At 62.8% G+C, this 24,202-nt stretch carries 20 protein-coding genes; 3 read left to right on the forward strand and 17 right to left on the reverse strand.

Annotation, left to right across the window (positions count from 1 at the left end; all coding sequences use genetic code 11):
- Window positions 1-8: 8 nt before the first annotated feature.
- Genes C7G41_RS27355 through bchF form a run of 7 tightly spaced genes read right to left on the reverse strand, consistent with a single transcriptional unit; the run spans window position 9 to window position 10,155 of the window.
- Window positions 9-1,442, reverse strand: a complete 1,434-nt coding sequence (locus tag C7G41_RS27355; protein WP_106945439.1) for an MFS transporter — start codon at window positions 1,440-1,442, stop codon at window positions 9-11.
- A 7-nt stretch (window positions 1,443-1,449) separates the two neighbouring features.
- Window positions 1,450-2,154, reverse strand: a complete 705-nt coding sequence (gene bchM / locus C7G41_RS27360) for a magnesium protoporphyrin IX methyltransferase (protein ID WP_106945440.1) — start codon at window positions 2,152-2,154, stop codon at window positions 1,450-1,452.
- Window positions 2,154-3,065, reverse strand: coding sequence for a ferredoxin:protochlorophyllide reductase (ATP-dependent) iron-sulfur ATP-binding protein (gene bchL, locus C7G41_RS27365; RefSeq protein ID WP_106945441.1), 912 nt, complete (start codon window positions 3,063-3,065; stop codon window positions 2,154-2,156). The genes bchM and bchL overlap by 1 nt, the downstream gene beginning before the upstream one ends.
- Complete coding sequence (locus C7G41_RS27370) at window positions 3,062-6,790, reverse strand: magnesium chelatase subunit H (protein ID WP_106945442.1); 3,729 nt, start codon at window positions 6,788-6,790, stop codon at window positions 3,062-3,064. Before C7G41_RS27370 ends, bchL begins: the two co-directional genes overlap by 4 nt.
- Window positions 6,765-8,330 carry a ferredoxin:protochlorophyllide reductase (ATP-dependent) subunit B gene (gene bchB / locus C7G41_RS27375; protein ID WP_106945443.1) on the reverse strand — a complete coding sequence of 522 codons (1,566 nt, stop codon included), beginning with the start codon at window positions 8,328-8,330 and terminating at the stop codon, window positions 6,765-6,767. The genes C7G41_RS27370 and bchB overlap by 26 nt, the downstream gene beginning before the upstream one ends.
- Window positions 8,331-8,332: 2 nt before the next feature.
- Window positions 8,333-9,616 (reverse strand): ferredoxin:protochlorophyllide reductase (ATP-dependent) subunit N, encoded by a 1,284-nt coding sequence (locus C7G41_RS27380; RefSeq protein WP_106945444.1) that lies wholly within the window; start codon window positions 9,614-9,616, stop codon window positions 8,333-8,335.
- A complete protein-coding gene (gene bchF / locus C7G41_RS27385) occupies window positions 9,613-10,155 on the reverse strand; it encodes a 2-vinyl bacteriochlorophyllide hydratase (protein WP_245446715.1) in 543 nt (180 codons plus the stop codon). Before bchF ends, C7G41_RS27380 begins: the two co-directional genes overlap by 4 nt.
- A gap of 294 nt (window positions 10,156-10,449) precedes the next feature.
- Here bchF and C7G41_RS27390 point away from each other — a divergent pair, with 294 nt between their 5' ends.
- Complete coding sequence (locus C7G41_RS27390) at window positions 10,450-11,343, forward strand: B12-binding domain-containing protein (RefSeq protein ID WP_106945445.1); 894 nt, start codon at window positions 10,450-10,452, stop codon at window positions 11,341-11,343.
- A gap of 77 nt (window positions 11,344-11,420) precedes the next feature.
- Window positions 11,421-12,113 carry a heme oxygenase (biliverdin-producing) gene (locus tag C7G41_RS27395; RefSeq protein ID WP_199198642.1) on the forward strand — a complete coding sequence of 231 codons (693 nt, stop codon included), beginning with the start codon at window positions 11,421-11,423 and terminating at the stop codon, window positions 12,111-12,113.
- A 19-nt stretch (window positions 12,114-12,132) separates the two neighbouring features.
- On the opposite strand, the gene C7G41_RS27400 is transcribed toward C7G41_RS27395, so the two are convergent.
- Together C7G41_RS27400 and ppsR (C7G41_RS27405) are read right to left on the reverse strand one after the other, a co-directional pair.
- Window positions 12,133-14,313 carry a GAF domain-containing protein gene (locus C7G41_RS27400; protein ID WP_106945447.1) on the reverse strand — a complete coding sequence of 727 codons (2,181 nt, stop codon included), beginning with the start codon at window positions 14,311-14,313 and terminating at the stop codon, window positions 12,133-12,135.
- 1 nt (window position 14,314) lies between these two features.
- The gene (ppsR, locus tag C7G41_RS27405; protein ID WP_106945448.1) at window positions 14,315-15,688 is read right to left on the reverse strand and encodes a transcriptional regulator PpsR; all 1,374 of its coding nucleotides are present in this window, start codon (window positions 15,686-15,688) and stop codon (window positions 14,315-14,317) included.
- 380 nt (window positions 15,689-16,068) lie between these two features.
- Here ppsR (C7G41_RS27405) and C7G41_RS27410 point away from each other — a divergent pair, with 380 nt between their 5' ends.
- Window positions 16,069-16,503: a cytochrome c family protein gene (locus tag C7G41_RS27410; RefSeq protein WP_106945449.1), complete on the forward strand. Its 435-nt coding sequence runs from the start codon at window positions 16,069-16,071 to the stop codon at window positions 16,501-16,503.
- A 26-nt stretch (window positions 16,504-16,529) separates the two neighbouring features.
- Here C7G41_RS27410 and C7G41_RS27415 read toward each other — a convergent pair whose 3' ends face one another.
- The 8 genes from C7G41_RS27415 to pufL all read right to left on the reverse strand — a co-directional run bounded on the left by C7G41_RS27415 (window position 16,530) and on the right by pufL (window position 24,192).
- Window positions 16,530-16,796, reverse strand: coding sequence for a hypothetical protein (locus tag C7G41_RS27415; protein WP_106945450.1), 267 nt, complete (start codon window positions 16,794-16,796; stop codon window positions 16,530-16,532).
- A gap of 41 nt (window positions 16,797-16,837) precedes the next feature.
- Window positions 16,838-17,326, reverse strand: a complete 489-nt coding sequence (locus C7G41_RS27420; protein WP_106945451.1) for a TspO/MBR family protein — start codon at window positions 17,324-17,326, stop codon at window positions 16,838-16,840.
- Window positions 17,326-18,522, reverse strand: a complete 1,197-nt coding sequence (locus C7G41_RS27425) for a geranylgeranyl diphosphate reductase (RefSeq protein ID WP_106945452.1) — start codon at window positions 18,520-18,522, stop codon at window positions 17,326-17,328. Before C7G41_RS27425 ends, C7G41_RS27420 begins: the two co-directional genes overlap by 1 nt.
- Window positions 18,519-19,874 carry a BCD family MFS transporter gene (locus tag C7G41_RS27430; protein ID WP_106945453.1) on the reverse strand — a complete coding sequence of 452 codons (1,356 nt, stop codon included), beginning with the start codon at window positions 19,872-19,874 and terminating at the stop codon, window positions 18,519-18,521. The genes C7G41_RS27425 and C7G41_RS27430 overlap by 4 nt, the downstream gene beginning before the upstream one ends.
- A 2-nt stretch (window positions 19,875-19,876) precedes the next feature.
- Window positions 19,877-20,770 carry a chlorophyll synthase ChlG gene (gene chlG / locus C7G41_RS27435; protein ID WP_106945454.1) on the reverse strand — a complete coding sequence of 298 codons (894 nt, stop codon included), beginning with the start codon at window positions 20,768-20,770 and terminating at the stop codon, window positions 19,877-19,879.
- A complete protein-coding gene (ppsR, locus tag C7G41_RS27440; protein ID WP_373681163.1) occupies window positions 20,763-22,148 on the reverse strand; it encodes a transcriptional regulator PpsR in 1,386 nt (461 codons plus the stop codon). The genes chlG and ppsR (C7G41_RS27440) overlap by 8 nt, the downstream gene beginning before the upstream one ends.
- Window positions 22,149-22,403: 255 nt before the next feature.
- The gene (gene pufM, locus C7G41_RS27445) at window positions 22,404-23,327 is read right to left on the reverse strand and encodes a photosynthetic reaction center subunit M (protein ID WP_106945456.1); all 924 of its coding nucleotides are present in this window, start codon (window positions 23,325-23,327) and stop codon (window positions 22,404-22,406) included.
- 28 nt (window positions 23,328-23,355) lie between these two features.
- Entirely contained in the window at window positions 23,356-24,192 is an 837-nt protein-coding gene (pufL, locus tag C7G41_RS27450; protein WP_106945457.1) for a photosynthetic reaction center subunit L, read from the reverse strand.
- Window positions 24,193-24,202: the final 10 nt, after the last annotated feature.

The raw sequence follows: 24,202 nt of genomic DNA on the forward strand, positions 1-24,202 counted from the left end.
GTCGTTGACTAGCCTGGAAATTCCGCCAGGCCGAACTTTGTGGATGGCTGCGTGAAGCTCGCGCGTGCCGAGCGCACGAGCGGACCGATCGCAACCAGAGTGGCGAATAACAACGCAATTTCGATGTGGTAGACGACGCTGTATCCCGTCGACGGGTCCGTCAGCGCGCGGCCGAGCGCGCCGCCCGACGCCAGCGACGTCACGGCATCACGAATGCCGCCGCCGAGCGCGATCCCGCCACCGGCCGCGGTCGCCTGCACGGCGCCCCAGGTGCCCAGCGCCAATCCGCTTTCGCCGTCACGCGCCAGCGCCATCGCCGCGGTCAGCGTTCCCGCCGCAAACAGCCCGCCTCCGAAACCAATCAGCGCAGTGCCGATCCGAAACAGCAGCACCGAGCCCAGGGGCGCTGCGAAGATCACCGCAGCGAACGCGAATACGCCCGCTACCGCGCCGAAGCCGGCGATGCGATAGGGATCGGCGTTGCGTCCCAGCGTCCTTGCGGCGAGGCCAAATCCGGCCAGCGTGCCGAGCGCGAAGAACGCCGTGAGCGCCGTGGTCTGGCCTACGGTCAGCTTGAGGATTTCGGCGCCGTAGGGTTCGAGCAGAATATCCTGCATCGAGAATGCCGAGGTCCCGAGCGCCACCGCAACGAGGACGCGGACGGAGCCGCCGGCATTGCGGAACCTGGCCCAGGAGTGCTGGAATTCGGGCCGCTCTCGCGCAGCTGACGTCAGTGCCGGATTGCGCGCCTCCTGCTTCCACAGGGCGGCGATGTTGAGCAGCAATTGCGTGACGGCAACGCCCTGGATCACCTGGATCAGGCGTATCTCGTTGAAGTTGCGCAAGAGCTCACTGAAGATTAGCGCGCTGCCGGCCATTCCGAACAGCAGCATCACATAGAGAAAGGCCACCACGCGCGGCCGCGCATCGGCTGGCGCGAGATCAGTGGCGAGCGCGAGACCCGCCGTCTGGGCCGTATGCATGCCGGCTCCGACCAGCAGGAAGGCGAGCGCTGCGCCGAATTGTCCGTAGACCGCGGGATATTCGCCGGTGCCTGACAGCACAAGCAGCGCAAACGGCAGAATGGCGAAGCCGCCGAACTGGATCAGCGTTCCCATCCAGATATAGGGCACCCTGCGCCAGCCCAGCACCGAGCGATGATTGTCGGACTTGAAGCCGATCAGCACCCTGAAAGGCGCGAACACCAACGGTATCGACACCATCAGCGAGACCAAAAGCGTGGAGACGCCGAGCTCGACGATCATCACACGGTTGAGCGTGCCGTTCAGCAGCACGATCGAGATACCAGTCGACACCTGGAACAGCGACAGACGCAGCAGCCGTCCGAGCGGAAGCTCCGTCGTTGCCGCGTCCGCAAAGGGTAGGAAGCGGGTCCCGAGCCGCATCCAGCCTTTTGCCAATGTCGACGAAATCCGGGTCATCGGGGAATCATCTCCAAGGCTTCATTTCTAAGGCCTGCGACTTGTAGAATCCGCTGGCGACGCGATGGCTGCGGCCGAGCTGCCAGCGCTCCAGCCCTTCTTCCGACATCAGCAGCCGGCGCAATTTCTGCTCGCCAACCGGCTCGATCGCCGGTGCGCGATCGCCGCGCGGGAAAAGGCGGCCGACAGCATGCATCACGGCCAGAGCCGGTGTTTTCGGAGCGAACGTCACCAGCAGGGCCTCGGCGGTGCGCTCCGCCAACCCGGCCATTACCCGGCAGGTATCAGCCGGGCGATAATGGATCAGCGAGTCCATCGCGACCACGAAGTCGAACCTGCCGAGCTTGGGGTCGAGCATGTCGCCGGAGCGGAATTCGATGGTGGAGGAATCGAGGTCCGACGGCAGCCGCTCTCGCGCCACCGACACCAGCGTTGGCGACAGATCGATCGCAACCACGCGAGCGCCACGCCGCGCGGCCTCGATCGACAAGGCACCGGTGCCGCAGCCAGCGTCCAGCAATCGCGCGCCGCTCATGCTCTGCGGCAGCCACGACAGCAGCGTGTTGCGCATCTCGTCCCGGCCGGCGCGGACGGTTGCCCTGATGCGGCCGACCGGAGCATCCGACGTCAGTTTGGCCCAGGCATCGACCGCGGTCCGGTCGAAATAGGTCTCAAGCTCGCCACGCCGTTCGAGATAGGTTGCGATGGACATCAGTCAAACCCCAACAGATCGAAGATTTCACGGTCCTTCAGTGACTTGCCGGGCAACGGCTCGATCGTTCCGGCCCAGAGCTCGGCGGCGAGGCGCATGTATTCGTCGGTGACGGCCTTCAATTCAGGCGTCTCGTCCATTTCAAACAGCGTCGATTTCTTCAGGCGGCTTTTGCGGATGACGTCGAGGTCCGGGAAATGCGCGACGCGCTTCAAGCCGGCCTGTTCGTTGTAGCGGTCGATCTGGTCGGTATCCTTGCTGCGATTGGCGATCACGCCGCCGAGCCGGACGCCGTAATTTCTCGATTTGGCCTCGATTGCGGCGACGATGCGGTTCATCGCGAAGATCGAGTCGAAATCATTGGCTGCGACGATCAGCGCGCGGTCTGAGTGTTGCAAGGGTGCTGCGAAGCCGCCGCATACGACATCACCGAGCACGTCGAAGATCACCACGTCGGTGTCTTCGAGCAGATGGTGTTCCTTCAGAAGCTTCACGGTCTGGCCGACGACATAGCCGCCGCAGCCGGTGCCCGCCGGCGGGCCGCCCGCCTCCAGGCACATCACGCCATTGTAGCCTTCGAACACGAAATCCTCAGGGCGAAGTTCCTCGGCGTGGAAGTTCACGGATTCCAGCACGTCGATCACGGTCGGGACCAGGCGCTTGGTCAGCGTGAAGGTTGAGTCATGCTTGGGATCGCAGCCGATCTGCAGCACGCGCTTGCCGAGCCTGGAAAAGGCAACGGAGAGATTCGACGACGTCGTGCTCTTGCCGATGCCGCCCTTGCCGTAGACCGAGAACACTTTTGCGGTTCCGATCTTGAGCTTGGGATCGAGCTGTACTTGCACGCTGCCTTCGCCATCGCCGCAACAGGACGGGCTCTTGAGCGACGATGGTTTGGTCTGGACATTCATGCGGCAACTCCCACGCCTTCGAGGCGGTCTTCGAGCTCTTCGCCTGCCCTGCGCAGGACATCGAGCATCTCCGGATCGGGCGACCAGTATTTGCGTTCGTGCGCTTCGATCAGCCGGTTCGCGACCTTCGCGGAGGCGACCGGATTGAGCGAGGCCAGGCGCTCACGCATTTCGGGATCGAGCATGAAGGTCTCGGTGAGCTGCCGGTAGACCCACGGCGCCACCTCGCCCGTCGTCGCCGACCAGCCCATGGTGTTGGTGACGTGTTCCTCGATCTGGCGCACGCCCTCATAGCCGTGCTTGAGCATGCCCTCGTACCATTTCGGATTGAGCATCCTGGTGCGGGTTTCCAGCGCGACCTGCTCCGACAACGTGCGGACCGTACCCGCGCCGCGGGTCTGGTCGCCGATATAGACCGGCGCCGACTGGCCGCCCCTGGCCATCCGCACCGCACGGCTGATGCCGCCGAGCGTGTCGAAATAATGATCGACCGTGGTGACGCCGAGTTCGACCGAGTCGAGGTTCTGATAGGCGAGATCGACAGTAGCGAGCGCGTTCTTCAACAGCGCCGTCTGCTGCACCGGCTGGCCCTTGAGGCCATAGGCAAAGCTCTTGCGGCGGGTATAGGTCTCGGCCAGTTCATCCTCGTTATCCCAGCGGCCGTTCTCGACCAGATGATTGACGTTCGACCCATAGGCGCCGTCGGCATTGCCGAACACGCGCAAGGACGCCGTTTCCAGGTCGCAATTGTTGGCTGCCTGAAACGCCAAGACGTGCTTGCGCACGAAATTCCGTTCGACCGGCTCATCGGCGGATGCTGCCAGGAAGCAGGCCTCGGCCAGCAACTTGATCTGCAGCGGCAGCAGATCGCGGAAGATGCCGGACATGGTGATGATGACGTCGATCCGCGGCCGGTTGAGCTGATCGAGCGGGATCAATTCCGCGCCGGTCAAGCGGCCATAGCCGTCAAAGCGCGGTCTTGCCCCAAGCAAGGCCAGCGCTTGCCCGATCGGTGCGCCCTCGTTCTTGAGATTATCGGTACCCCACAGCACAATCGCGACAGATTCCGGGATGCCGTGTCCTTCGCCGACATGCTTGTCGATCAGCCGCTCGGCCTGGTGTGCTCCGTCCTGCACGGCAAAGGCGCTGGGAATGCGGAACGGATCGAAGCCATGGAGATTGCGGCCCGTCGGCAGGATCGCCGGCGTGCGCAGGAGATCGCCGCCCGGTGCCGGCCGAATGAATTTTCCGTCCAGCGCATGCAGGATCGCAGGCAGTTCGTGATCCTGCTGAAGGATGCGATCGATGCCAGCCAATTCCTTGTAAAGCGCCAGCGCGGCGTCGTCCCTCGCGGCCAACACTTCGGGCGCCTCGCCCGTCACCAGCGCCTCGAGGATCGATTTGTCCGGGCGTGCGCCGTGCGAGGCATCCGCGACTGCCTGCAGCATCTCGACCCGCTGTCCGACTGACGGCGTTTCACCGACGACATGCAGTCCATGCGGGATCAGGGTGTATTCAAGCTCGAGCACGGCTTCCGACAATTTGCCGACCGCTGCGGCCGGATCCATCCAGGCGGGAGACGCCTCGGTTAGCTCGAGAGCACTGGCCTGGGCCTGTATCAATGTCGCGATATCTCTGCGTTCCGCATCGTCTTCCGGAGCAAGTCCACGCCAGCGCGCGATCGAAGCCTTCAGCTCAACCAGACCCTTGTAGAGTCCGGCATGGGCGACCGGTGGCGTCAGATAGCTGATCAGCGTCGCAGCCGAACGGCGCTTGGCGATCGTGCCTTCGGACGGGTTGTTCGAGGCATAGAGATAGAGATTCGGCAGATCGTCGATCATGCGGTCGGGCCAGCATGCGCCGGAGAGACCGGCCTGCTTGCCCGGCATGAATTCGAGCGCGCCGTGGGTTCCGAAATGCAGCACCGCGCCGGCGCCGAAATCCTCGCGCAGCCAGCGATAAAATGCCGAGAAGGCATGCGTCGGCGCAAAGCCCTTCTCGAACAACAACCGCATCGGATCGCCCTCATATCCAAATGCTGGCTGGACCCCGACGAAGACGTTACCGAAGCGCTCTCCGAGCACGAAGATCGAGCTGCCATCGCTCTGCTGCTTGCCCGGTCCCGGCCCCCATTGCGCCTCGATCTGCCGCAACCATTTTTCGCGGCGGACGTGGTCGCCAGCCGGAATCTTGGTGTGGACGTTGGCATCGGCGCCAAAGCGGGCGGCGTTACCGACCACGATGCTCTCGCGCAACGCGTCGGCGCTTTCGGGCACTTCGACCTGATAACCTGCGCGCTTCATTGCGCAAAGCGTTCGATGCAGCGATTCGAACACAGAGAGAAACGCCGCAGTGCCGGTGTTGCCGGCATTCGGCGGGAAGTTGAACAGGACGATCGCAACCTTACGATCCCGGCGCTCCGTACGGCGCGTCGCGACCAGACGCGCCGTACGCGCCGCCAGCATGTCGGCACGCTCGCTGCAGACATGCATTGCGCCGCCGGTCTCGGCCGATGCGAAAATGCAGGCGCGTTCACAGCCGGTGCAGGGAGCGCCTGCGCCGTCGGAGCGGCCGCCATAGACCATCGGCCCCGCCGCACCGTCCAGCTCGGGGATCGCCACCATGATGGTGCTCTCCACCGGCATCAGACCACGATCCGAGGCGCCCCACTGCTCGAGCGTCTGGAATTCGACGGGATGCGCCGACAGATAGGGTACATCGAGCTTGGCGAGAATGTCTTCGGCTGCCCGGGAGTCGTTGTAGGCGGGGCCGCCGACCAGCGAGAAACCGGTCAGCGAGACCACGGCATCGACGATGCTGCTTCCGTCCTTCATGAAGAAGCGTTCGATTGCCGGGCGCTGATCCAGGCCACTCGCGAAAGCGGGAATGACGCGCAGCCCCCTCGCCTCGAACGCCGCGATCACACCATCATAGTGACCGGCATTTCCGGCCAGCAGATAGGAGCGCAATAGAAGGAGGCCGACGGTGCCGCGCTCGCCAGCCAGGGCAGGTAAGCGATCGGCTGTATCCGCGATGCGTCCCTTGAAGCGCGGATGGTAAACACCGATATCGGCATAGTCGACCGGCGCCTCGGCCTTCACGATGCCCCGCAGGCCGCGGCGCGGTCCTTCCGCATACCGATCGACCAGCAGGCGGATCATGTTGGCGATGTTCTGCTCGGACCCAGCCAGCCAGTATTGCAGCGTCAGGAAATAGGCGCGCATGTCCTGCGCGGTGCCGGGAATGAAGCGCAGCAACTTGGGCAGCTGCCGCAGCATCTTCATCTCGCCCTTGCCGCCGGGGCTGCCCTTGCGATTGCCGCGCAGCTTCTTCAGCCATGCGATGGCGCCGAGCGCCTCACCGCTCATGTCGAACTTGCCGACCCGCGTCAGCTTGACAATCTCGGCCGCCGACATGCAGCAGATCATCGCGTCGCAATCATTGCGCCGTGTAACAAGTGCCGGCATCACAGCGCGAACATGGTCGTCGAGAAACAGCATGGTGGCGATCACGATGTCGCCGCGGGCAATATCGGCCTTGCAGCGATCGAGCGCTGCGTCGTCAGTGCCCCATTCGTCTGCGGAATGCACCGTGAGCGACAGCCCCGGGAAGTTATTCCTCAACAGTGCCTGCGCACGCGCAGCCGCGCCGGACAGATGACTGTCCATGGTCACGACGACGACCCGGAGAGGCGTCGCGTCAGCGGGCGTAATGCGCTTTGGCATCGTAGAGCGTCTCAATGGTTATGGTGGCAACGCCGTTTTCATTGGCGAAACGTTCGGTGTTGCGGCGCGCCTTGCCGCGGACAAAGAACGGGATTTTGTGCAGTTCCTTCTCGGCGTCCGCCGCCCAAACGGCTGCGATATTCGACGCAGGGACAGAAACCTCAACCGGCCGATCAGCAACGGGCGCTGAATTGCCCGCGCCGAGATGCGACGGCACGGCGCCGTCCTTGAATTCGAAATCATCCTTGAACATCGCGAGCAGATGCTCTTCGAGGCCCATCATCAGCGGGTGCACCCAGGTATCGAAGATGACGTTGGCGCCCTCAAACCCCATCTGCGGCGCGTAGCGTGCCGGAAAATCCTGTACATGCACCGGCGCCGAGATCACGGCGCAGGGAACGCCGAGGCGCTTGGCGATATGACGCTCCATCTGCGTCCCCAGCACCAACTCGGGCTGCAGTTCTGCGACCTTGGCCTCGACCTCCAGATAGTCGTCGGTGATCAAGGGTTCGACGTCATAACGTTTTGCCGCGTCCCGGATTTCGCGGCCGAATTCGCGGCTGTAGGTGCCGAGACCGACGACCTTGAAGCCGAGCTCGTCGGATGCAATGCGTGCGGCGGCAACGGCGTGGGTGGCGTCGCCAAAGATAAAGACACGCTTGCCGGTGAGATAGGTTGAGTCGACCGAACGCGAGTACCACGGCAGCCGGGTCGAGCCCGAGGCCAGCGTCGCCGACGCATCGACACCGGAGAGCTTCGCGACCTCTTCGACGAACTCGCGCGTGGCCGAGACGCCGATTGGAATGGTTTTGGTGAAGGGTTGGCCGAACGTCCGTTGCAGCCATGACGCGGCCTGCCCCGCGATTTCGGGATACAGCACGACGTTGAAGTCAGCCTCGCCAAGTCGTGCGATATCGGCCGGGGTCGCCCCCATCGGCGCAGTGACGTTCACGTCGATGCCAAGCTTTGCCAGCAGCGATGTGATCTCGACGTTGTCGTCGCGATGGCGGAAGCCGAGAGCAGTCGGGCCGAGCAGATTGCAGCGGGCGCGGACTCCCGCGGCACGCTGCGGACGCGATGTTCCGGGTGCGGGCGCTGACGGCCCGGCGAGCGCGCGCACCAATTGATAGAACGTTTCGGCCGCGCCCCAATTTTCCTTGCGCTGATAGGCCGGCAGATCGACGGCCACAACGGGGATCGGGAGATCGAGCGCACGCGCCAGACCGCCGGGGTCGTCCTGGATCAGCGACCCGGTGCAGGACGCGCCGACGAGCATCGCCTGCGGCTGGAAGCGATCATAGGCATGCTGGGCCGCGGTCTTGAACAGCTCGGCGGTGTCGCCGCCGAGATCCCGCGCGGAAAACGTCGTGTAGGTCACGGGTGGGCGTCGGTCGCGGCGTTCGATCATCGTGAACAGCAGATCCGCATAGGTATCGCCCTGCGGCGCGTGCAGCACATAATGCAGGCCCTCCATTCCCGTCGCGACGCGCATCGCGCCGACGTGGGGAGGTCCTTCATATGTCCACACCGTGAGCTGCATGATCAGGCCACCAACTTCGCGCGGCGCACCAGAGGGCGCGCAAACAGTTCAGCGAGATCTGCGGCCTGCTCGTAGCCCTGGATCGGTGTGAACACGAGCTCGATCGACCATTTCGTGGTCATGCCCTCGGCCTCCAGGGGATTGGCAAGCCCAAGCCCACACACCACCAGGTCCGGGCGCGCGGCGCGGCAGCGGTCAAGCTGCAAATCGACGTCCTGCCCTTCGGACAGCACGACATCATCCGGCAGCAGCCTGAGCTCTTCAGCGAGATGCTCGCGGTGCAGATAGGGTGTCCCGACCTCGACCAGTTGCATCGACAATTCACGCGAGAGGAACCTCGCCAGAGGAATTTCGAGCTGGGAATCCGGAAACAGGAAAATGCTGCGGCCCGACAATTGAACGCGGTAGCGAAGCAGAGCCCGCTCGGCCCTGATTCGATGGGGTTGCGTCACCGCTTCGAACAGCGCGGGCGCGACACCGAACGTATCGGCAGCTGCACGCAGCCATGCCGTCGTGCCCTCCACGCCCAAGGGGAACGGCGCGGCCAATCGCTTGGCGCCGCGATCTTCCAAAGCACGCGCCGTGTCAGCGAGGAACGGCTGAGCCAGGAGAAATCTGGTGTTTGGCCCAATCGCTGGAAGCGCTGCCGCCTTGCGCGGCGGCAGAAACTGCACACGGCCGATCCCCAACGCGTCGAACAGCCGGATGAACTGATCCTCGACCACGTCCGCCAGCGAGCCGACGATGAGCAGTTGGTCCTCGCTCGTCCGGGGCGGGGGGGCTGCGGGGACGAGCGAGGCGAGACAGGCATCCTCGCCTTGCGTGAATGTTGTCTCGATTCCACTGCCCGAGTAATTGAGAATGCGGACCGCAGGCGAAAACTTCTGGGACAGCCGCAATGCGGCGCGCGACAGATCGAGCTTGATGACTTCGGACGGACAGGAGCCGACCAGGAACAGCAGCCGGATCTCCGGCCGCCGGGCAATCAGCTGAGCCACGATGCGGTCCAGCTCGTCGTTGGCATCGGTGAGCCCGGCGAGATCCTTCTCCTCCATGATCGCAGTGGCAAATCGCGGCTCGGCGAAGATCATGACGCCGGCGGCGGACTGAATCAGATGCGCGCAGGTGCGCGATCCCACCACCAGGAAGAAGGCGTCCTGGATCTTGCGATGCAGCCAAACGATACCGGTCAGCCCACAGAACACCTCGCGCTGGCCATTCTCGCGGCGGACTGGCTTTGGCGCGCCATCGGCTGCGACCTGACATCCCTGCACATGCACGTTCATGCGTGGCTCCCGGGAATGGAGAGAGCTGCCGATGATGCAACGCGCTCGTCACGCCGCGCTGCACGCAGCTTCAACAAGAACTGCGCGGCATTGACGAAGTATGACGCGTACGCCGCGAGCGCGAGCAGCATCTGCTCGCGCGGGCCGCCGATCCCGGCGAACAATGCAATGAGGTAGCCGGTGTGCAGCGCCAGCACGAGGAAGCTGAAGACGTCTTCCCAGAAGAACGCCGGTGCAAACAGATAGCAGCCGAAGACTTCACGTTCCCAGATCGAGCCGGTGATCATGATCGCGTACAACACAAGCGTCTTGACGACGATCGACACCGTCGCGACGGCAAAGCCTTCGCCGTTGAAGAGATAACGAAGCACCAGCGCCAGGCTGATCAGGAACACCGCAAACTGGACCGGCGCGAGGATGCCCTGCACCAGCGTCCACTTTGTTGCATCGCGGCGAAGGCGCTGTTCGGGCGTGTACAGCGGCCTAAGTGATTGTGCTGCCGAACGGGCTCGCGATGCGACATTACCAATCTGCGAAATTCCATTCGCAGGCGCAGCGACGTATTCACCTACGGAACTGTAAAGATTGTTTGACAGCTCTGCGTCACGGTGATGCGATATTGGCCGGGGAAAGCGAGCATCTGCCGGCGAAGGGTCGCCGTGCTCGGGAAAGTCGCCGCTTTTAGCTGCTCGAAGCTGCACCGCGCCACTCCCTACGTGCGGGCTTGATGGAAAGAAGGCTAAACCTCGCTTCAAGAACTGTCAACTAAACCATACGTAAATTCAACTTGACGGTTTTTGAACTCGCGGACTTAATGTTGGGGGGAGTGAGATATGACCGATGTGAACGAGCAATCCTTCTCAGCCGGTAGCGCCACCGACACCGCGTCGGCGCCTCGTCCCAAATCGCTGCGACAGCGAATCCCGACGCCGATCTGGCGCTTTCGGCCGACACTGCAACCGGTCGCCGTCGTCCGAACCATCAAGACGCAGATCATTCCCAAGATCGTGCTGGCGTTACGCAGCACACCGATTGCAAAACCGGCGGAGACCGCCGAACCTACCGCGCCGACCGAGGTGGAGGTGTTTGCCGCACTGGCGCTTGGCGCAGACGACGGCGCGGCGTTCGCCTATGTCGTGGATCTCCAGGCGAAAGGCGCCTCGGTCGAATCGATCTTTCTCGATCTGCTGGCGCCCGCAGCGCGGCAGCTCGGCGCGCAGTGGGAATCGGACACGACGGATTTTGCCAGCGTAACACTCGCCGTCGGGCGATTGCAGCTCATCATCCACCGCCTGGGCGACAGCTTCGTGCAGGAAGCCAGCGACGACCACGGCGGCGAATCGGCCCTGCTGACGATCATTCCCGGCGACCAGCACAGCTTCGGACTATCCATGGTGGCCGAGTTCTTCCGCCGCGCCGGCTGGAATCTCTGTACCGGGCCGTTCTCGTCGCACCAGGAGCTGACATCACTGGTGCATAATCACTGGTTCGACATTGTCGGCTTCTCCGTCAGCAGCGACCGTCGGCTCGACGAGTTGAAGAAAGACATCCACGACATCCGGCGCGACTCGCGCAACCGGCAGGTCGGCATCATTCTCGGCGGCCCTATGATAACCGCGCAGCCCGGCCTTGTGGCGTCGATGGGAGCCGATATGATGTCGGCAGATGCGATCACCGCGCCGCAACAGGCGCACGGCCTGATCGAGCAAATGAAGGGGCGGAAGTGACCGGCCTCGGCGCACAAGGACGGCGCAGATTGACCCGACGAAGCTTACCCTCCAACCCCCTTGCGGACGTGACGGGAATGACGGTTGCGACGGCGGATGTCTCCTCCCCGCCCAGCGTCGTGACCGCGCTTTATCTCCGTACCAAGGCCCTGCATGCAGAGGCCGAACGGACCGGCATCATTCGCAGTCTGCTGCGGGGTGAAGCAAGCCGGGCAGGCTACATCGTGTTGTTGCGCAATCTGCTCCCCGCCTACCGGGCCATGGAGCATGGGCTCGAACGCCATCGCGATTCACCCGGCATCGCATTGCTCTCCCGCTACCGGCTTGAGCGCACGCTCGCGATCGAATCCGACCTTGCTGCGCTGTGTGGCGAGCGACGAATTGAGGACATTCCGCTGCTTGCCGCCGGAGAGATCTACGCCAATCGGATTACGCATGTGGCCGGGGGCGACGGCATGCGGCTGATAGCCCATGCCTATACCCGCTATCTCGGGGACCTCAGCGGGGGGCAGATCCTGCAGCGATTGCTGGCGCGCACGCTGGAGCTTCGCCCTTCAGAGCTGGCCTTCTACGATTTTCCGCGCTTTTCCGATCTGGACATGTTGAAGGCCGACTATCGCAAAGCGCTCGACGAGGCCGCTGCACTTTCGTCCGATCCGCAGGCCGTGGTGGAGGAAGGTGCAATCGCCTTTTCCATGAATATCGACCTCTCCTGCGCCGTCGAGGCTGCGGTGCCGCATGGGTCGGCCACGGTCGCCGCCGTGGAGTAGGTTGGCCACGCGTGCAGATTCAGGCCTTCGGCTTGCCGCCGCCCGACGTCCGCGACGCATGCCAGATCAGATGCTCCAGCACTTCAGCAGTGCGCAGCGTCGAATTGCGGACGCTCTCGAGCATCTCGGCGATCCGGCCGGTTTCCACACCATAGGTGATTTCGAGCGCGGCGAGCTGGGCGTTCTCGATCACCGACGACAGCAGGTTCTGGTAGACGAGATCGGTCTTGGAATCGAGACGGACGCTGCTGATCCGATTGCTCTGAACGATGCCTTCCTGGAAACGGCTGCGCGCGCTCTCGGCGGCCTTTCGGTCGGTGATATCGGAGAAGATCAGCACGAAGCCGAGCACCCGGTCCCGCGACGGATGCACCGGATCAGCCCTGATCATCAACGGCTTTTCCCGGTTGCCTTCGCTGCGCAACAGCAACTCGCCGCGCCACGGGCGATGGTGACGGATGAGCTCCGCAACATCGCGGAGGAAACGGTCCGATTGTTGAAAAGCTCCGGCCAGTTCATCCAGCCGGCCGAACGCGGAATGATCCTTCGGCAGCAACGTCTTGAACGCCTCGTTCATCAGCAGAATCTTGCCGTCGATATCGGCGATGATCACCGGCTGCTCGGACACGCGCACCTGGCGACTGAACTGTTCGAGCTGGTCCTGGACGATGAGCGTGCGCACCGCGCGGAATTGCAGGACAATGTCCGCTACCGACTGACCGATCAGGCGCGCGGCGGCAAGATCGGCGGGCGTCCAAGGGTCGGACGTTCCCTCTACCTGCTGATGCCACTGCGCGAACGACCGGCGTGGCGACAAATCCGAGGGGCTGTTGCCGATCACGAACGGCTTCAACGGATCGCCACCCCAGGTCACCGTGCGGATGCGCTCCGGCCGGAACCAGATCAGGTACTCGCCGGGATTGCTGGAGATCGGCGTCACCGCGATGCCGCTCGCGACCTTCGTGATCCCCGCGAATTGCGGAAGGTCCAGCCCGAGCGATGCCGTCGCCACCACAGACCGATCGCGATGCGTGTCCAGCCACGCGCCGATCTCCCTGATTTCCTGTGTCCCCGGAACCTCACCGGTCGAAATGATCTGGCCTTCATAAATCAGAGCGCTTCCGCTCGCCCCGAGCGGCTGCAGGATCGATTGCGAGCTATCGAAGATCGCGCCTCGCCAGTCGCCTTCGCGCGACATCGCTTCGATCATTCGCTGCTCGAGCCGTTGCACGAAGATCTCTGACTGGCTTTGCGCAAAGCTCTCGAGCGCCGCGATGCGTGTCGCGATCGCCTCGGCAAGCAGTTCGCAAACGGCCCGCAATTCAAAATGGATGAAGCGCGGCTCGTAATGATGACAGGCGACGAGGCCCCACAGCTTTCCGCCGACCACCAGCGAGATCACCAGGGTCGCGCCCACACCCATATTCTTCAGGTACTGAAGGTGAATCGGCGACATGCTGCGCAGGAAGCAGACCGACATGTCCAGATCCCGTCCGGTGATCGGCGACAGCCGGGGCTGCAGCGGGACGGGCTGATAGTTTACATCCACGAGCACGCGGACTCGCGTACGCTCATAGAGCCGCCGCGCCATCTGCGGGATATCGGTCGCAGGATAGCGATTGCCCAGATACGCCTCGAGCTCCGGCTTGCGGCGCTCCGAAAATACTTCGCCGTGGCCCTCGTCATCGAAACGGTAGACCATCACCCGGTCGTAGCCGGTACGATCCTGAAACAAGGTCGCGGCCTCTTCGCATAGTGCGCGAATCGAGGAGGCGGTGCGTATCTTCTCGAGCGCCTTGGCGATGTACCTGGTCAAATCGACCGACGGTCCGGCCCGCTCCAGCTCGATGACCAGTCCTCCTTCGGGCGGACGATGCAAAAGCCCGTCATATTCGGCGCCGGGGCTTCCGATCCTGCAGCGCACCGCGATCGGCATTCCCTGGGCGGTCGGGTCGAGGTGCGGGAGAATTCGGACGAGCAGGTCGCCGTCGAGATCCGCGAGCGCCATGCCGTCGACTTGCTTCAGATTGAGAAATGCCGCGGCATTGGCGCTGGCCTGCACGACACGGTGATCTGGCTCGCTGACGACCAACAGGGCGCCGTGGGGCTGAATCGAGCCCGCGAGATGGATCTCTTCCCGTTCGCAGTTCGAAAGGTCGGCTTTTCCGAATGCTGGTGTAGCGAGCGAGTGCAGCGCCAACTCAGTCCTCTGGGGTTTCCTCGGCGTCCGGCTCTTTGTCGTCCAGGCCGTAACGATTGAGCTTTGCATAAAGGCTCTGGCGGCTCAATCCCAGAAGTTCAGCCGTCGCCGTCCGGTTGCCGCCCGCAAGCTCGAGCGCCTGCTTCACATAGTGCTGTTCGACCACGCCAACCGTATTCTTGACGAGCTGGCGCAGCGACGATTTCCCGATTTGCTCGCTCATCGAGCCCAGCGCGGTGCGCAGAAAATCACTCTCGCTGCCCGACGGCAGGCGACGGGCTACATTGCGAATCAGCACGCCGATCTGATCCGGCTCGCCCTCTCCGGTCCCGGCCGATATCTCGACCTCGGTCTCGGTACCGAGCTCGCCGCGAACCGACGTCGTGAACAGCCGCACGGTCTTGTGCCGCTGGATGTTCGAAAGGAGTGCATTCAGATCGGCGCCCGGCTGCCAGAGCCACCGACCAAGCGATTCCCCGATTGCGGACCCCTTCGAACCGAGCTGCACCAGATCGAGGAAGGCCTGATTGGCGTGGCGAATGATACCGGTCTCGTCGAGCGCCACGAATCCGTCCGGCAGATGCTCGACCAACTCCTCGATGGTCGAAGGCTCGCCCTTCTCCGTCGAAGCCGACAGCTCGGTTGCCGCGGTGAATTGCAGCAGAAATACGTGGCCGGGCTCCGCCGTCATCAGCGAGCCCCGCAGCATCCAGGGCCTCGCTTCAGGGCCAAGATGCACAAGGATGCTCAGCGCCTTGCCGCGCTCGCGGATGCGCGCCAGCACTTCGCGAACCGCGTCGCGGTCCTCAGCGGCGATGTCATGCAGCAGCTCGCGTCCCGCGATGTCCTCATTGCGGCGACGCGGCGAATTCAGCGCCTCGATCGCAGTACGGTTGGCTTCCAGGATCCGCAAATTGGCGGCCGACACGATCAAGACGGCTTCGTTGGATGCGTCGAAGACCAGACGGTAGCGGGTCTCGATTTCGCGCAGCTTCCAATAGTCGCGCTCCATCGTCTGCTGGGCCGCGATCAGGCGTGACTGCAACTCTGCGACCGCTTGCAGATTCTTTCCGATCGCGAGCATCCCGGCACGGCCGCCCAATAGCACCGTGGTGTATTCCATCGGGATTTCGAGACCGCTCGGAAAGCGCTGGTTGATCTGGCGGAACGCCGAGATGCCGGTGACGCGCGCGTCATCGACCATGCGCTTGACCTTCTCGCCACCCATCTCGCCGGCGACTTCGACCCACGGGCGGCCGAGCCATCCGTCGACGCTCTCAGCGCTCATCGACGGAGACAGCGTCGCCTCGCGGATCACACCCTCCATGTCCAGCAAGAGGGTGATGTCGGGCTGTACGGTCGGTAATGCGGCCATTCTGTTATCTGCCGATCATTCTCTGCGGAAGCGTGAAGCTGTCGAAACACCGGCTTTGTACCAATGCACGCGACGTGCCAACGTTGCCTGACACTCGGCACCCGAAACTGAGGCCCTATCCGATAGGAATGCGCAGAATCCGGCGCAAAGTCAAGAAACACCTGTGTTTTGAATGTTTTAGTTGTCACATTTACCTGACACCGGCTGTGGCCGTCCTAGTGAGAAGCTTGCTGATAAAAACATAGCTAGCAGAATCCCTCAGGAACTCGTTTGACGCCGCTCAAAAGAACGTCAGGAACCGACAACATTGATTGATATTTATAACCGTCAATATATCCTAACACCCAAATCGAGCCCAAACAGAAGTCAGGGAGAGCAACGTGCCGGTGAAATCTGCAGTTTTTGCTTGTGTCGCAGCAGCCATTGTCTTTTCGAGCAGTGCGGCTCTGGCGCAGGACGCGGCCAAGGGTGAGCAGATTTTCAAGCAGTGCATGACCTGCCACCGCATCGGGCCGGATGCCAAGAACCTGGTCGGACCGGTCTTGACCGGCGTCATCGGCCGGCAATCGGGAACGGCGCCTGGCTTCGCCTATTCGGCGCTCAACAAGGCCGCCGGCGAGAACGGACTGGTCTGGTCCGACGAGCTGATCATGCAGTACCTGCCTGATCCGAATGCATTCCTGAAGAAATTCCTCACCGACAAGGGCAAGGCGGATCTCGCGACCGGCTCTACCAAAATGGCGTTCAAGCTCACCGACGAGCAGCAGCGCAAGGACGTCATCGCCTACATCAACAAATTCTCCGAGAAGAAATAGCCAACCGGCGCAGGGCCAGCGCGTGGCTAGTTGCGCCACCGCTGGGTGACGTCGGTCAAATGCGCGAGTCCGGCCGCCGCGAGGAAGAAGCTTGCCAACATCCAGCCGCTGCCGGCGAGGGTTGCGCGCAGAGAGAGCAGAAGAAACAAGCCGGCACACAGATTAGGTAGGAGATCGCGTGGCGAGATGCCTCGCCGGACACGCGACCAATATACCAACAAGGCCGTAGCCTCGAGAAAGACCACGACGAGAATGAAATCGACGAGGCGTCCACTCGCAAACAGATCAGCCATATCGGACGATCACATAGACATCCGATCCTGGCAACCGTTGGTCATGCGAAAGGTGCATTGAGGCGGACGACCGTCAGGTTGAGAAATGCGGCGAACGACACCCACAACAGATAAGGCACCAGATAAAGACTCGCGAGCTTTGCGAAGCGCCAGAACACGATCATCGGCAACAGGATCGAGAGCCACAGGAACACCACCTCGATCAGCGCCCAATCCGGACGTTTCAGCGCAAAGAACAACGTGCTCCACAACACATTGAAAAATCCGTTCAGGGCAAACAGCGCGATAACCCATTCCCGTTGCGCGCGGCTCCCGGCGTTGCGCCAGGCATCGACCGCCGAGGCCGTCGCCAGCGCAAAGATCAAGGTCCAGGCGGGACCGAACAGCCAGTCCGGTGGCTGCCATGAGGGCTTTTGCAGGCCTTGATACCAGGCCCCGGTATCGGTCAACGTCCCGCCGAGCACCGCAATGAAGATCGCAACCGAAGCCGCGATCAGGACGGGCTTCCAGAAATTGCCGCGACTGGCCATTACGCCGATGCCAGCCCTGCCATGTGGGCAAGGTTCTTGAAGAAGATGCGCACATGGGCGACCGGCTTGGCGCGAACCAGTTCCTTGTTCATATAAGCATCCCACGTCAGCTTCTGGACGTCGCGGTCCCGGCAGATGCTGACGAAGCGTTCACGGCGGCGATCGTTGGAGTACCAGTACCACTGCATCACACCGAGAATCCAGAACACGACGCCATGCAGCCGCATGAAGCGCTTCCGCGCATTGCGCAGAGCCTTGGCGTCCCCGGTCTCCAGGAACTCGTCGACGGCTTCCGCCGACAAGCGTCCGCCAATCATCGCGTAGTAAATGCCCTCACCCGACGCGGGAGCAACGACACCCGCTGCATCGCCGGCGAGCAGCACGCTTTGCCCATCATCCCATCGCGGCAGCGGGTGCAGCGGAATCGGCGCGCCTTCGCGGCGGATCGTCTCGGACGCTCCAAGCCCCGCGGCATCTCGCAGCCCTCCCACGGACTCCCGTAATGAAAATCCCTTGCGGGCGGAACCCGTGCCGACGCTGACGGTGTCGCCATGCGGGAAGACCCAGCCGTAGAAGTCGGGAGACACGCTGCCGCGGTAATAGACGTCGCAACGTGCACCGTCGAAGCTGGACGCCGCCGGCGGAGCGCGGACGATCTCATGATAGGCAAACACGTAAGGCGGCCGGTCCGCACCGGGCAGACACTGCCGTGCCACGGCCGACAAGGCGCCATCGGCGCCGATCAGCGCGCGGGTCCGAACGGTCTTTTCCGCCATGGTCCCGTCGACGTAGCGTTCCTCATAATAAACAACGGTCGTGTCGGTTTCATCTCGTTCGAAGCGCTTGAACAGGCCAGTCCTCCGCTTCGCGCCAGCCTCGGCGGCACGTGTCCGTAGCCATTCGTCAAAGACATCGCGGTCGACCATGCCGACGAAGCCGCCGTCGATCGGCATTTCGACCTGCTGGTTCGAGGGCGACACCATTCGGGCGGAGTTGACGCGCGCGACCAACAGGTGATCGGGGATGTCGAAGTCGCGGATCAGCCGCGGCGGGATCGCGCCACCGCAAGGCTTGATGCGCCCGGCACGGTCGAGCAACAACACGCTCCGCCCGAGCTTTGCAAGATCGTGCGCAGCCGTCGCGCCGGACGGCCCGCCGCCGATCACCACGACATCGAAAATCTCCGAACTGGTCATGACCGCGCTCCTTCTGCGATAGCAGCTACCGGCGAATCAAAAAGGCGCTGCTGCATCGCAACCTTTGCCGGAGCACGATGAACCCAAACGGCCATCACGGCGGCAACGACGAACAATGCCGCTTCCGATGCGAACACCGCAGAATAGGACAATGCCACCGACGTCAGGACATAGCGCGCGACGTCGCTGGCCAGCGTTCCCAGGAATCCACCGATCCCGAACGCGAACGCCTGCGCCGCGCCCCACAGGCCCATGCGCACACCTTCGCGCTTCTCATCGCCCGCTCCGACCAGCGCCATCATCGAGCCGATCGCCGCCACAGCATAGGCGCCGTTGGTGACGCCGAGCATGAACACGGTCTCACGCAACGGCCAGGACGGTCCAACGACCGCCGCTGCCGCCAAACATAACAGCGCGATCGCCGAAGCCAGGCACCCACCGATGGTCCAAATCTGCAGATTTCCACGAGATCGTGGAAAGATGGCGCCGATCAGCGGCACCAATGCCATGCCGATCAACGTGCCAGCATGCTGGACACCCGAAAGCTTCGTCGTCTCGCCGGGCGTGAAGCCGAACACCGCGCCGGCGAACGGCTCGAGAATAAGATCTTGTGCGCTATAGGCGAGCATCGAGACAAAGACGAAGATCGCGAATCGCCGTGATCTTGGTTCGGACCAGACTTCCAGGTAGGCCTCGCGGAAAGACGCCCGGCCCGGCGGCTGCTTGGAGACCGATTTGACCTCGGCAACCGACTCTCCTTCGACGCCCCACACGCCGATGCAGGTCAGAACCATTGCCGCTGCCGATACCGCTCCCGACACAATGACCAGCCGAGCCGGCGAAAACGGATCGAGCAAATGGCCTGCGACGCCGGTGGTCACGATAAAGCCTGCAATCATCATCACCCAGACGATGGTCGCGGCCGCCGCGCGGCGGTTGTCGTCGGTGCGCTTCGCAAGCAGAACCAGCAGCGACGTACCGGCGGCGCCGACCCCGACGCCGATCAGGCAGAAGGCGACCACCGCAAGCGCAATGCCGAACAACGGATGCGTCGTCATCCAGGCCGTCGCTACCGCGGCCATTAGTCCGCCGGTTGCGAGCACCGCCATGCCGCCGAGAATCCATGGCGTCCGCCGAGCCCCGAGATCCGAGCCATGACCCCATGCCGGCCGGAAGACCTGAAGAGCATAGTGAATGGCGACGAGAGCGCCGGGCAGCATCGCCGGCGTTGCCAGCTCGACCACCATCACCCTGTTCAGCGTCGACGTCGTCAAGACCACGATCGCACCGAGGCCGGTCTGAACCAGGCCGAGCCTGATGATGCCAAACCACGAGAGCACCGGATTGTTCATGATCAGCCCGCTTTCATCGCCGCCAGCGCAAAGGCGCTGATGAGCATGCCGACGACATAACAGCTGATCCCGGTGCCGTTATACCAGGGCGCGCGCTGGCGCGGGCTCTTCAGAAAATGCACCATCAGAAACAATTGCGCGAGCAGCAACACGGCGACCACCGCCGCATAAAACGGACGCTGCCATGACATCAGGAGTGCCACGACCGCAATCTGCGGAACCGCCATCACGAGACAGGCAAACCGTGCAGCATTGCCGACGCCAAGCAGCACCGGAAGCGAGTTGATGCCCATCCGCTTGTCGCCTTCAACCGACTTGAAGTCATTGAGGGTCATGATGCCGTGAGCGCCGACACTGTAAAGCAGTGCAATCAGAACGATGCGCCAGTCGGGCACGGATGCGCTCATCACCGCGGCGCCCGTAAACCAGGGCAGACCCTCATAGCAGAGCCCACATGCCGCATTGCCCCACCAGCCGTTCTGCTTGAGGCGGATCGGCGGCGCGCTATAGGCCCAGGCCAGCACGAGGCCGACGATCGCTGCGACAAAGCCCCAGGTGCCGAGCATCGTCGCAAGTAATAACGACAACGCCGTCCACACGATCGCGATGTAGAAACCCCAGCGGCCCGGAATGCGTCCGGACGGAATCGGACGGTCGGGCTCGTTGATGGCATCGACATGCCGGTCATACCAGTCGTTGACAGCCTGGCTGGTGCCGCAGACCATCGGTCCCGCCAGCAGCACGCCGGCGATGATCATCGGCCAACACTCGCCAGGCGAAACGCCCGAGGAGACGATCCCGCATCCCAGGGCCCACATCGGCGGAAACCAGGTGATCGGCTTCAGCAGTTCGAGAACGACCGACGGCGCAGGATGACTGACAACGGCACTAGTCATCTTCAGCCTCCCCATCACCTGCGTGCTCGGCAAGGCCGAAGCGCCGGAGCTTGACGTATAGACTCTGACGGCTGAGTCCAAGCATTTCAGCAGCCGATGCACGGTTGTCGCCGGTCAATTCTAGAGCGGCCTCGATCGACAATTTTTCGATGACATCGGTCGCCTCGCGCACGAGATCGCGCAGCGGAACACGACCGATCCGTTCGGTGAGTTGGGCGACGGAGCGCGGGAGTTCGCGAGCCGAGGACGGCGATGCCGAAAGACGCTTCTCGACATTGCGGATTGCGAAGCCGAAACCCTGCTTGCGGTCCTCGTGGACCAGAGAGGCCGCTGAGACCTCGACATCCGTGGTGGCGCCATGTTCGCCGCGCAACGAGGTCGAGAACAGCTTGATCGAGCCGGTCTGGCGAAGATTGGCGAACGCCACCGCAAAGTCGACACCGGCACGGCCGAGCCAGCGATCCAGCGATTCCCCACGTGACTGCTCAGCGCTGCTGAGCTGGGCCATCTCTGTAAAGGCCGGGTTCACCTTGACGATACGGCCGTCATGGCCGGTGATGACCAATGCGTCGGGCGCGGCGTCGAAATACTCCAGCAAGCTCGATGTCGCCTTCAACGCGCCGACTTGCGGCGGCGCCTGCTGCGACAACAGGCGAACCAGAAACAAGGTCGCGTTCTCCTGCCGGAACTGGGATGCAGCAACAAAGCAGTCCCGATCTCCCTTCGCAAGCCGGGCGCGGACGTTGCCGTCGCGACCGGTGGCACGAACATTGGACAGCAGGGTTTGAACCGGTTCGGCATCTGCCGGATCGAAATGTGAGGAAAAGTTTGATTTCAGAACCTGCGGCGCGCTCTCGTCGAGCAGCGCCAGCGCCGCCGGATTGATCTCAAGGATCGCGTAGTTGGAGGCGTCAACGATCATGACCGCTTCCGATGATACCTGGAACAACAGGCGATAGCGCGTTTCGGCGTGACGCAGCCGGACATAGTCGCGCTCCATCGATTGCTGGGCGTTGACGAGCCGCTGTTGCATCGCTGCAAGCGGCCGGAGGTCCCGACCGACCACGACGAAACGATCGTCGCGTCCGATGTTGACGGCCGAATACAGCACCGGAATATCTGCGCCGCCGGGCGACGGATGGTTCACCTGACGCCAGATCGACGATTTTCGGGTCGCCGCATCCAGGAGCAGTTCCTTGGCCTTCGCACTGGTCTCGGAGGTCACGATTTCGGCAAGCTTCGAACCGAGCCAGCGGCCGTGGGCGTCGAGCTCGAGCGACAGATCCTCTTTGTTGAAAGCGACATCGCGAATGACCCCCTCGCCGTCGATGATCACAGCGACGTCGCTGGCTGCCGCGATCAGGTTCGCGGCCTGCAATGCGCCGAGATTCCCCAGCGACTCCTTCGGAGATTTGAACACCTGAACCAGGGCAAATATCCTCCAACAACCCGTTATCTCTCACCTAGCGTTCCTCGAACCCGTTTTTTGTTGGCGGACGATCAACGCACGAAGCCCGGATCAGGCCGTACGCCGCCGCGTCGTCTCGGACAGCCGAGCCGGGAAGACGATGAATGCGTACGCGCGCCGCGGCAGCATGTTGCAGTCCGGCCCGCGTCCAGAAATCCATATGAATTATCTTGGCAGCGCCAGACCATGCTTGACGCCCCAGTCGAACCAATTGTCGACGACGGTGCCGGAGAGCAGGATCCCGATGCCGCCGGTCAGCGGACAGAGCACGGCAAACCACCAGGCCCACCGATGGATCGATTCCGCCGTCGCGTTGAAGCCCATGGTCCAGCGCCAGAACAGGGCGGCCCGCTCGAGCGCCGTGCCCCTATCAACGATCTGCTCGATCTCGCGCTCGCCGCCGTAGCGGCTAACCGCCAGGATCGTCGCACCGTGCATAGCGAACAGCAGCGCCGAGCCATACAGGAACGCGATCGAGAGCATGTGGAATGGATTGTAGAAGAGATTGCCGTGGGTGATCGAGAAATTGTTGGTCCAGTCGAGATGCGGGAATATCCCGAAGGGAACGGCTTCGCTGAAGTGTCCCATCAGCAGGGGCCGGATGAAGCCAAGCACCAGATAGAGCCAGATCGCCGCCGCGAAGGCCCACGACACGTGCGTGCCCATGCCGAGCGCCCGGGCTCGCCGGTAAGTGCGTCCCCACCACAACAGGATCGAGGTGGTCAGGAAGAAGCCGGCCATCAACCACCAGCCGCCTTCCTGCAAGGGCGGAAAGCTGATGCCGTATTCGGGCTTTGGCGGCTCCAGCGAAAGCCAAGGCAACTGCCTGACGAATTCGATCGGGCTCCAGTTCACGGAGGCCATCATGTTGAGGCCGATAATCTCGATCGCAACGATGCCGCAGGCGATGGAGGCGAGTCCGAAAAATCCGAGATAGACCGGACCGACCTGGGCATCGCCGATCTTTCCGAGCCAGTAGTTGAACCGGCCCTCGCCGGAACGAACCCATATTCCCGGCTGGATCGGAATTCCGGGGTAGATGGTGCTGCGTACCTGCACCTGCGTGAAGAAGTTCTGATATTGGGCCATGGCTCAGGACTCTCTCTGATGACCTAAGTTAATTGGAAGACCAGATCGGAAGATTGCGCCACCAGTTCCACCACTCGGACCAGGCGTCGCCCTCCGCCCATAGCGGCCCGCTGATTACGATGCAGACCGCGCTGAAGAACACCGCGGATAGCGCGATGAACAGTCCGAGGCGATGGATGCCGATGGTGCCGACCGAATAGCCGATCAGATCCCGAAACATCGTGTTCTCGTGCTCAGGCGTTTTCACCGACTCGCCCTTGTCGGGATTTGTCGAGGACAGGATGAGGCCGCCATGCAGCGCCAGCGCCAGGCACGTCGTGAAGAAGAACGTGATGGCGATCATGTGCGCGGGATTGTAGTGGAAGTTTCCGTACTGGTAGCCGGTGTTCGACACCCAATCGAGATGGGTGATGATGCCGTAGGGGAAGCCGTAGCTCCACGACCCCATCAGCACGGGCCGGATCACCACCAGGGTGAAATAGGCGAGGATGGCGAAGCCGAAGGCGAACGGCACATGGTAGCCGATCCCGAGCTTGCGACAGATTTCGACCTCTCGCAGCGCCCAGGAAACGAAGGCCCCGAGCGCGCAGATCGTGACGATCTGCCAAATGCCGCCTTCCTGCAGCGGCGCAAAGGACAGGCCGTATTTCACGTCAGGCGGATTGACACTGATTTGCCAGAGATTCCAGGTGGGGCCAAGCGCAGTGTTCCAGAGAATCATCGCAATGCCGACGAATGAGAAGAACACCGTCGTCACTCCGAAGAACCCGACGTAGAACGGGCCGACCCAGAAGTCGAACAGGTCGCCGCCGATGAGCGTTCCGCCGCGAACGCGATATTTTCTTTCAAAGCTGAGCATTGCCATCGTTCGTTCC

Origin of the sequence: Bradyrhizobium sp. MOS002 (assembly GCF_003020115.1) — a bacterium.
GTDB lineage: Bacteria > Pseudomonadota > Alphaproteobacteria > Rhizobiales > Xanthobacteraceae > Bradyrhizobium.

Coding starts and splice junctions, on each gene's coding strand:
- C7G41_RS27355 (WP_106945439.1), bottom strand. CDS start 1,442: ATGACCCGGATTTCGTCGACATTGGCAAAAGGCTGGATGCGGCTCGGG.
- bchM (WP_106945440.1), bottom strand. CDS start 2,154: ATGTCCATCGCAACCTATCTCGAACGGCGTGGCGAGCTTGAGACCTAT.
- bchL (WP_106945441.1), bottom strand. CDS start 3,065: ATGAATGTCCAGACCAAACCATCGTCGCTCAAGAGCCCGTCCTGTTGC.
- C7G41_RS27370 (WP_106945442.1), bottom strand. CDS start 6,790: ATGCCAAAGCGCATTACGCCCGCTGACGCGACGCCTCTCCGGGTCGTC.
- bchB (WP_106945443.1), bottom strand. CDS start 8,330: ATGCAGCTCACGGTGTGGACATATGAAGGACCTCCCCACGTCGGCGCG.
- C7G41_RS27380 (WP_106945444.1), bottom strand. CDS start 9,616: ATGAACGTGCATGTGCAGGGATGTCAGGTCGCAGCCGATGGCGCGCCA.
- C7G41_RS27390 (WP_106945445.1), top strand. CDS start 10,450: ATGACCGATGTGAACGAGCAATCCTTCTCAGCCGGTAGCGCCACCGAC.
- C7G41_RS27395 (WP_199198642.1), top strand. CDS start 11,421: ATGACGGTTGCGACGGCGGATGTCTCCTCCCCGCCCAGCGTCGTGACC.
- ppsR (WP_106945448.1), bottom strand. CDS start 15,688: ATGGCCGCATTACCGACCGTACAGCCCGACATCACCCTCTTGCTGGAC.
- C7G41_RS27415 (WP_106945450.1), bottom strand. CDS start 16,796: ATGGCTGATCTGTTTGCGAGTGGACGCCTCGTCGATTTCATTCTCGTC.
- C7G41_RS27420 (WP_106945451.1), bottom strand. CDS start 17,326: ATGGCCAGTCGCGGCAATTTCTGGAAGCCCGTCCTGATCGCGGCTTCG.
- C7G41_RS27425 (WP_106945452.1), bottom strand. CDS start 18,522: ATGACCAGTTCGGAGATTTTCGATGTCGTGGTGATCGGCGGCGGGCCG.
- C7G41_RS27430 (WP_106945453.1), bottom strand. CDS start 19,874: ATGAACAATCCGGTGCTCTCGTGGTTTGGCATCATCAGGCTCGGCCTG.
- chlG (WP_106945454.1), bottom strand. CDS start 20,770: ATGACTAGTGCCGTTGTCAGTCATCCTGCGCCGTCGGTCGTTCTCGAA.
- pufM (WP_106945456.1), bottom strand. CDS start 23,327: ATGGCCCAATATCAGAACTTCTTCACGCAGGTGCAGGTACGCAGCACC.
- pufL (WP_106945457.1), bottom strand. CDS start 24,192: ATGGCAATGCTCAGCTTTGAAAGAAAATATCGCGTTCGCGGCGGAACG.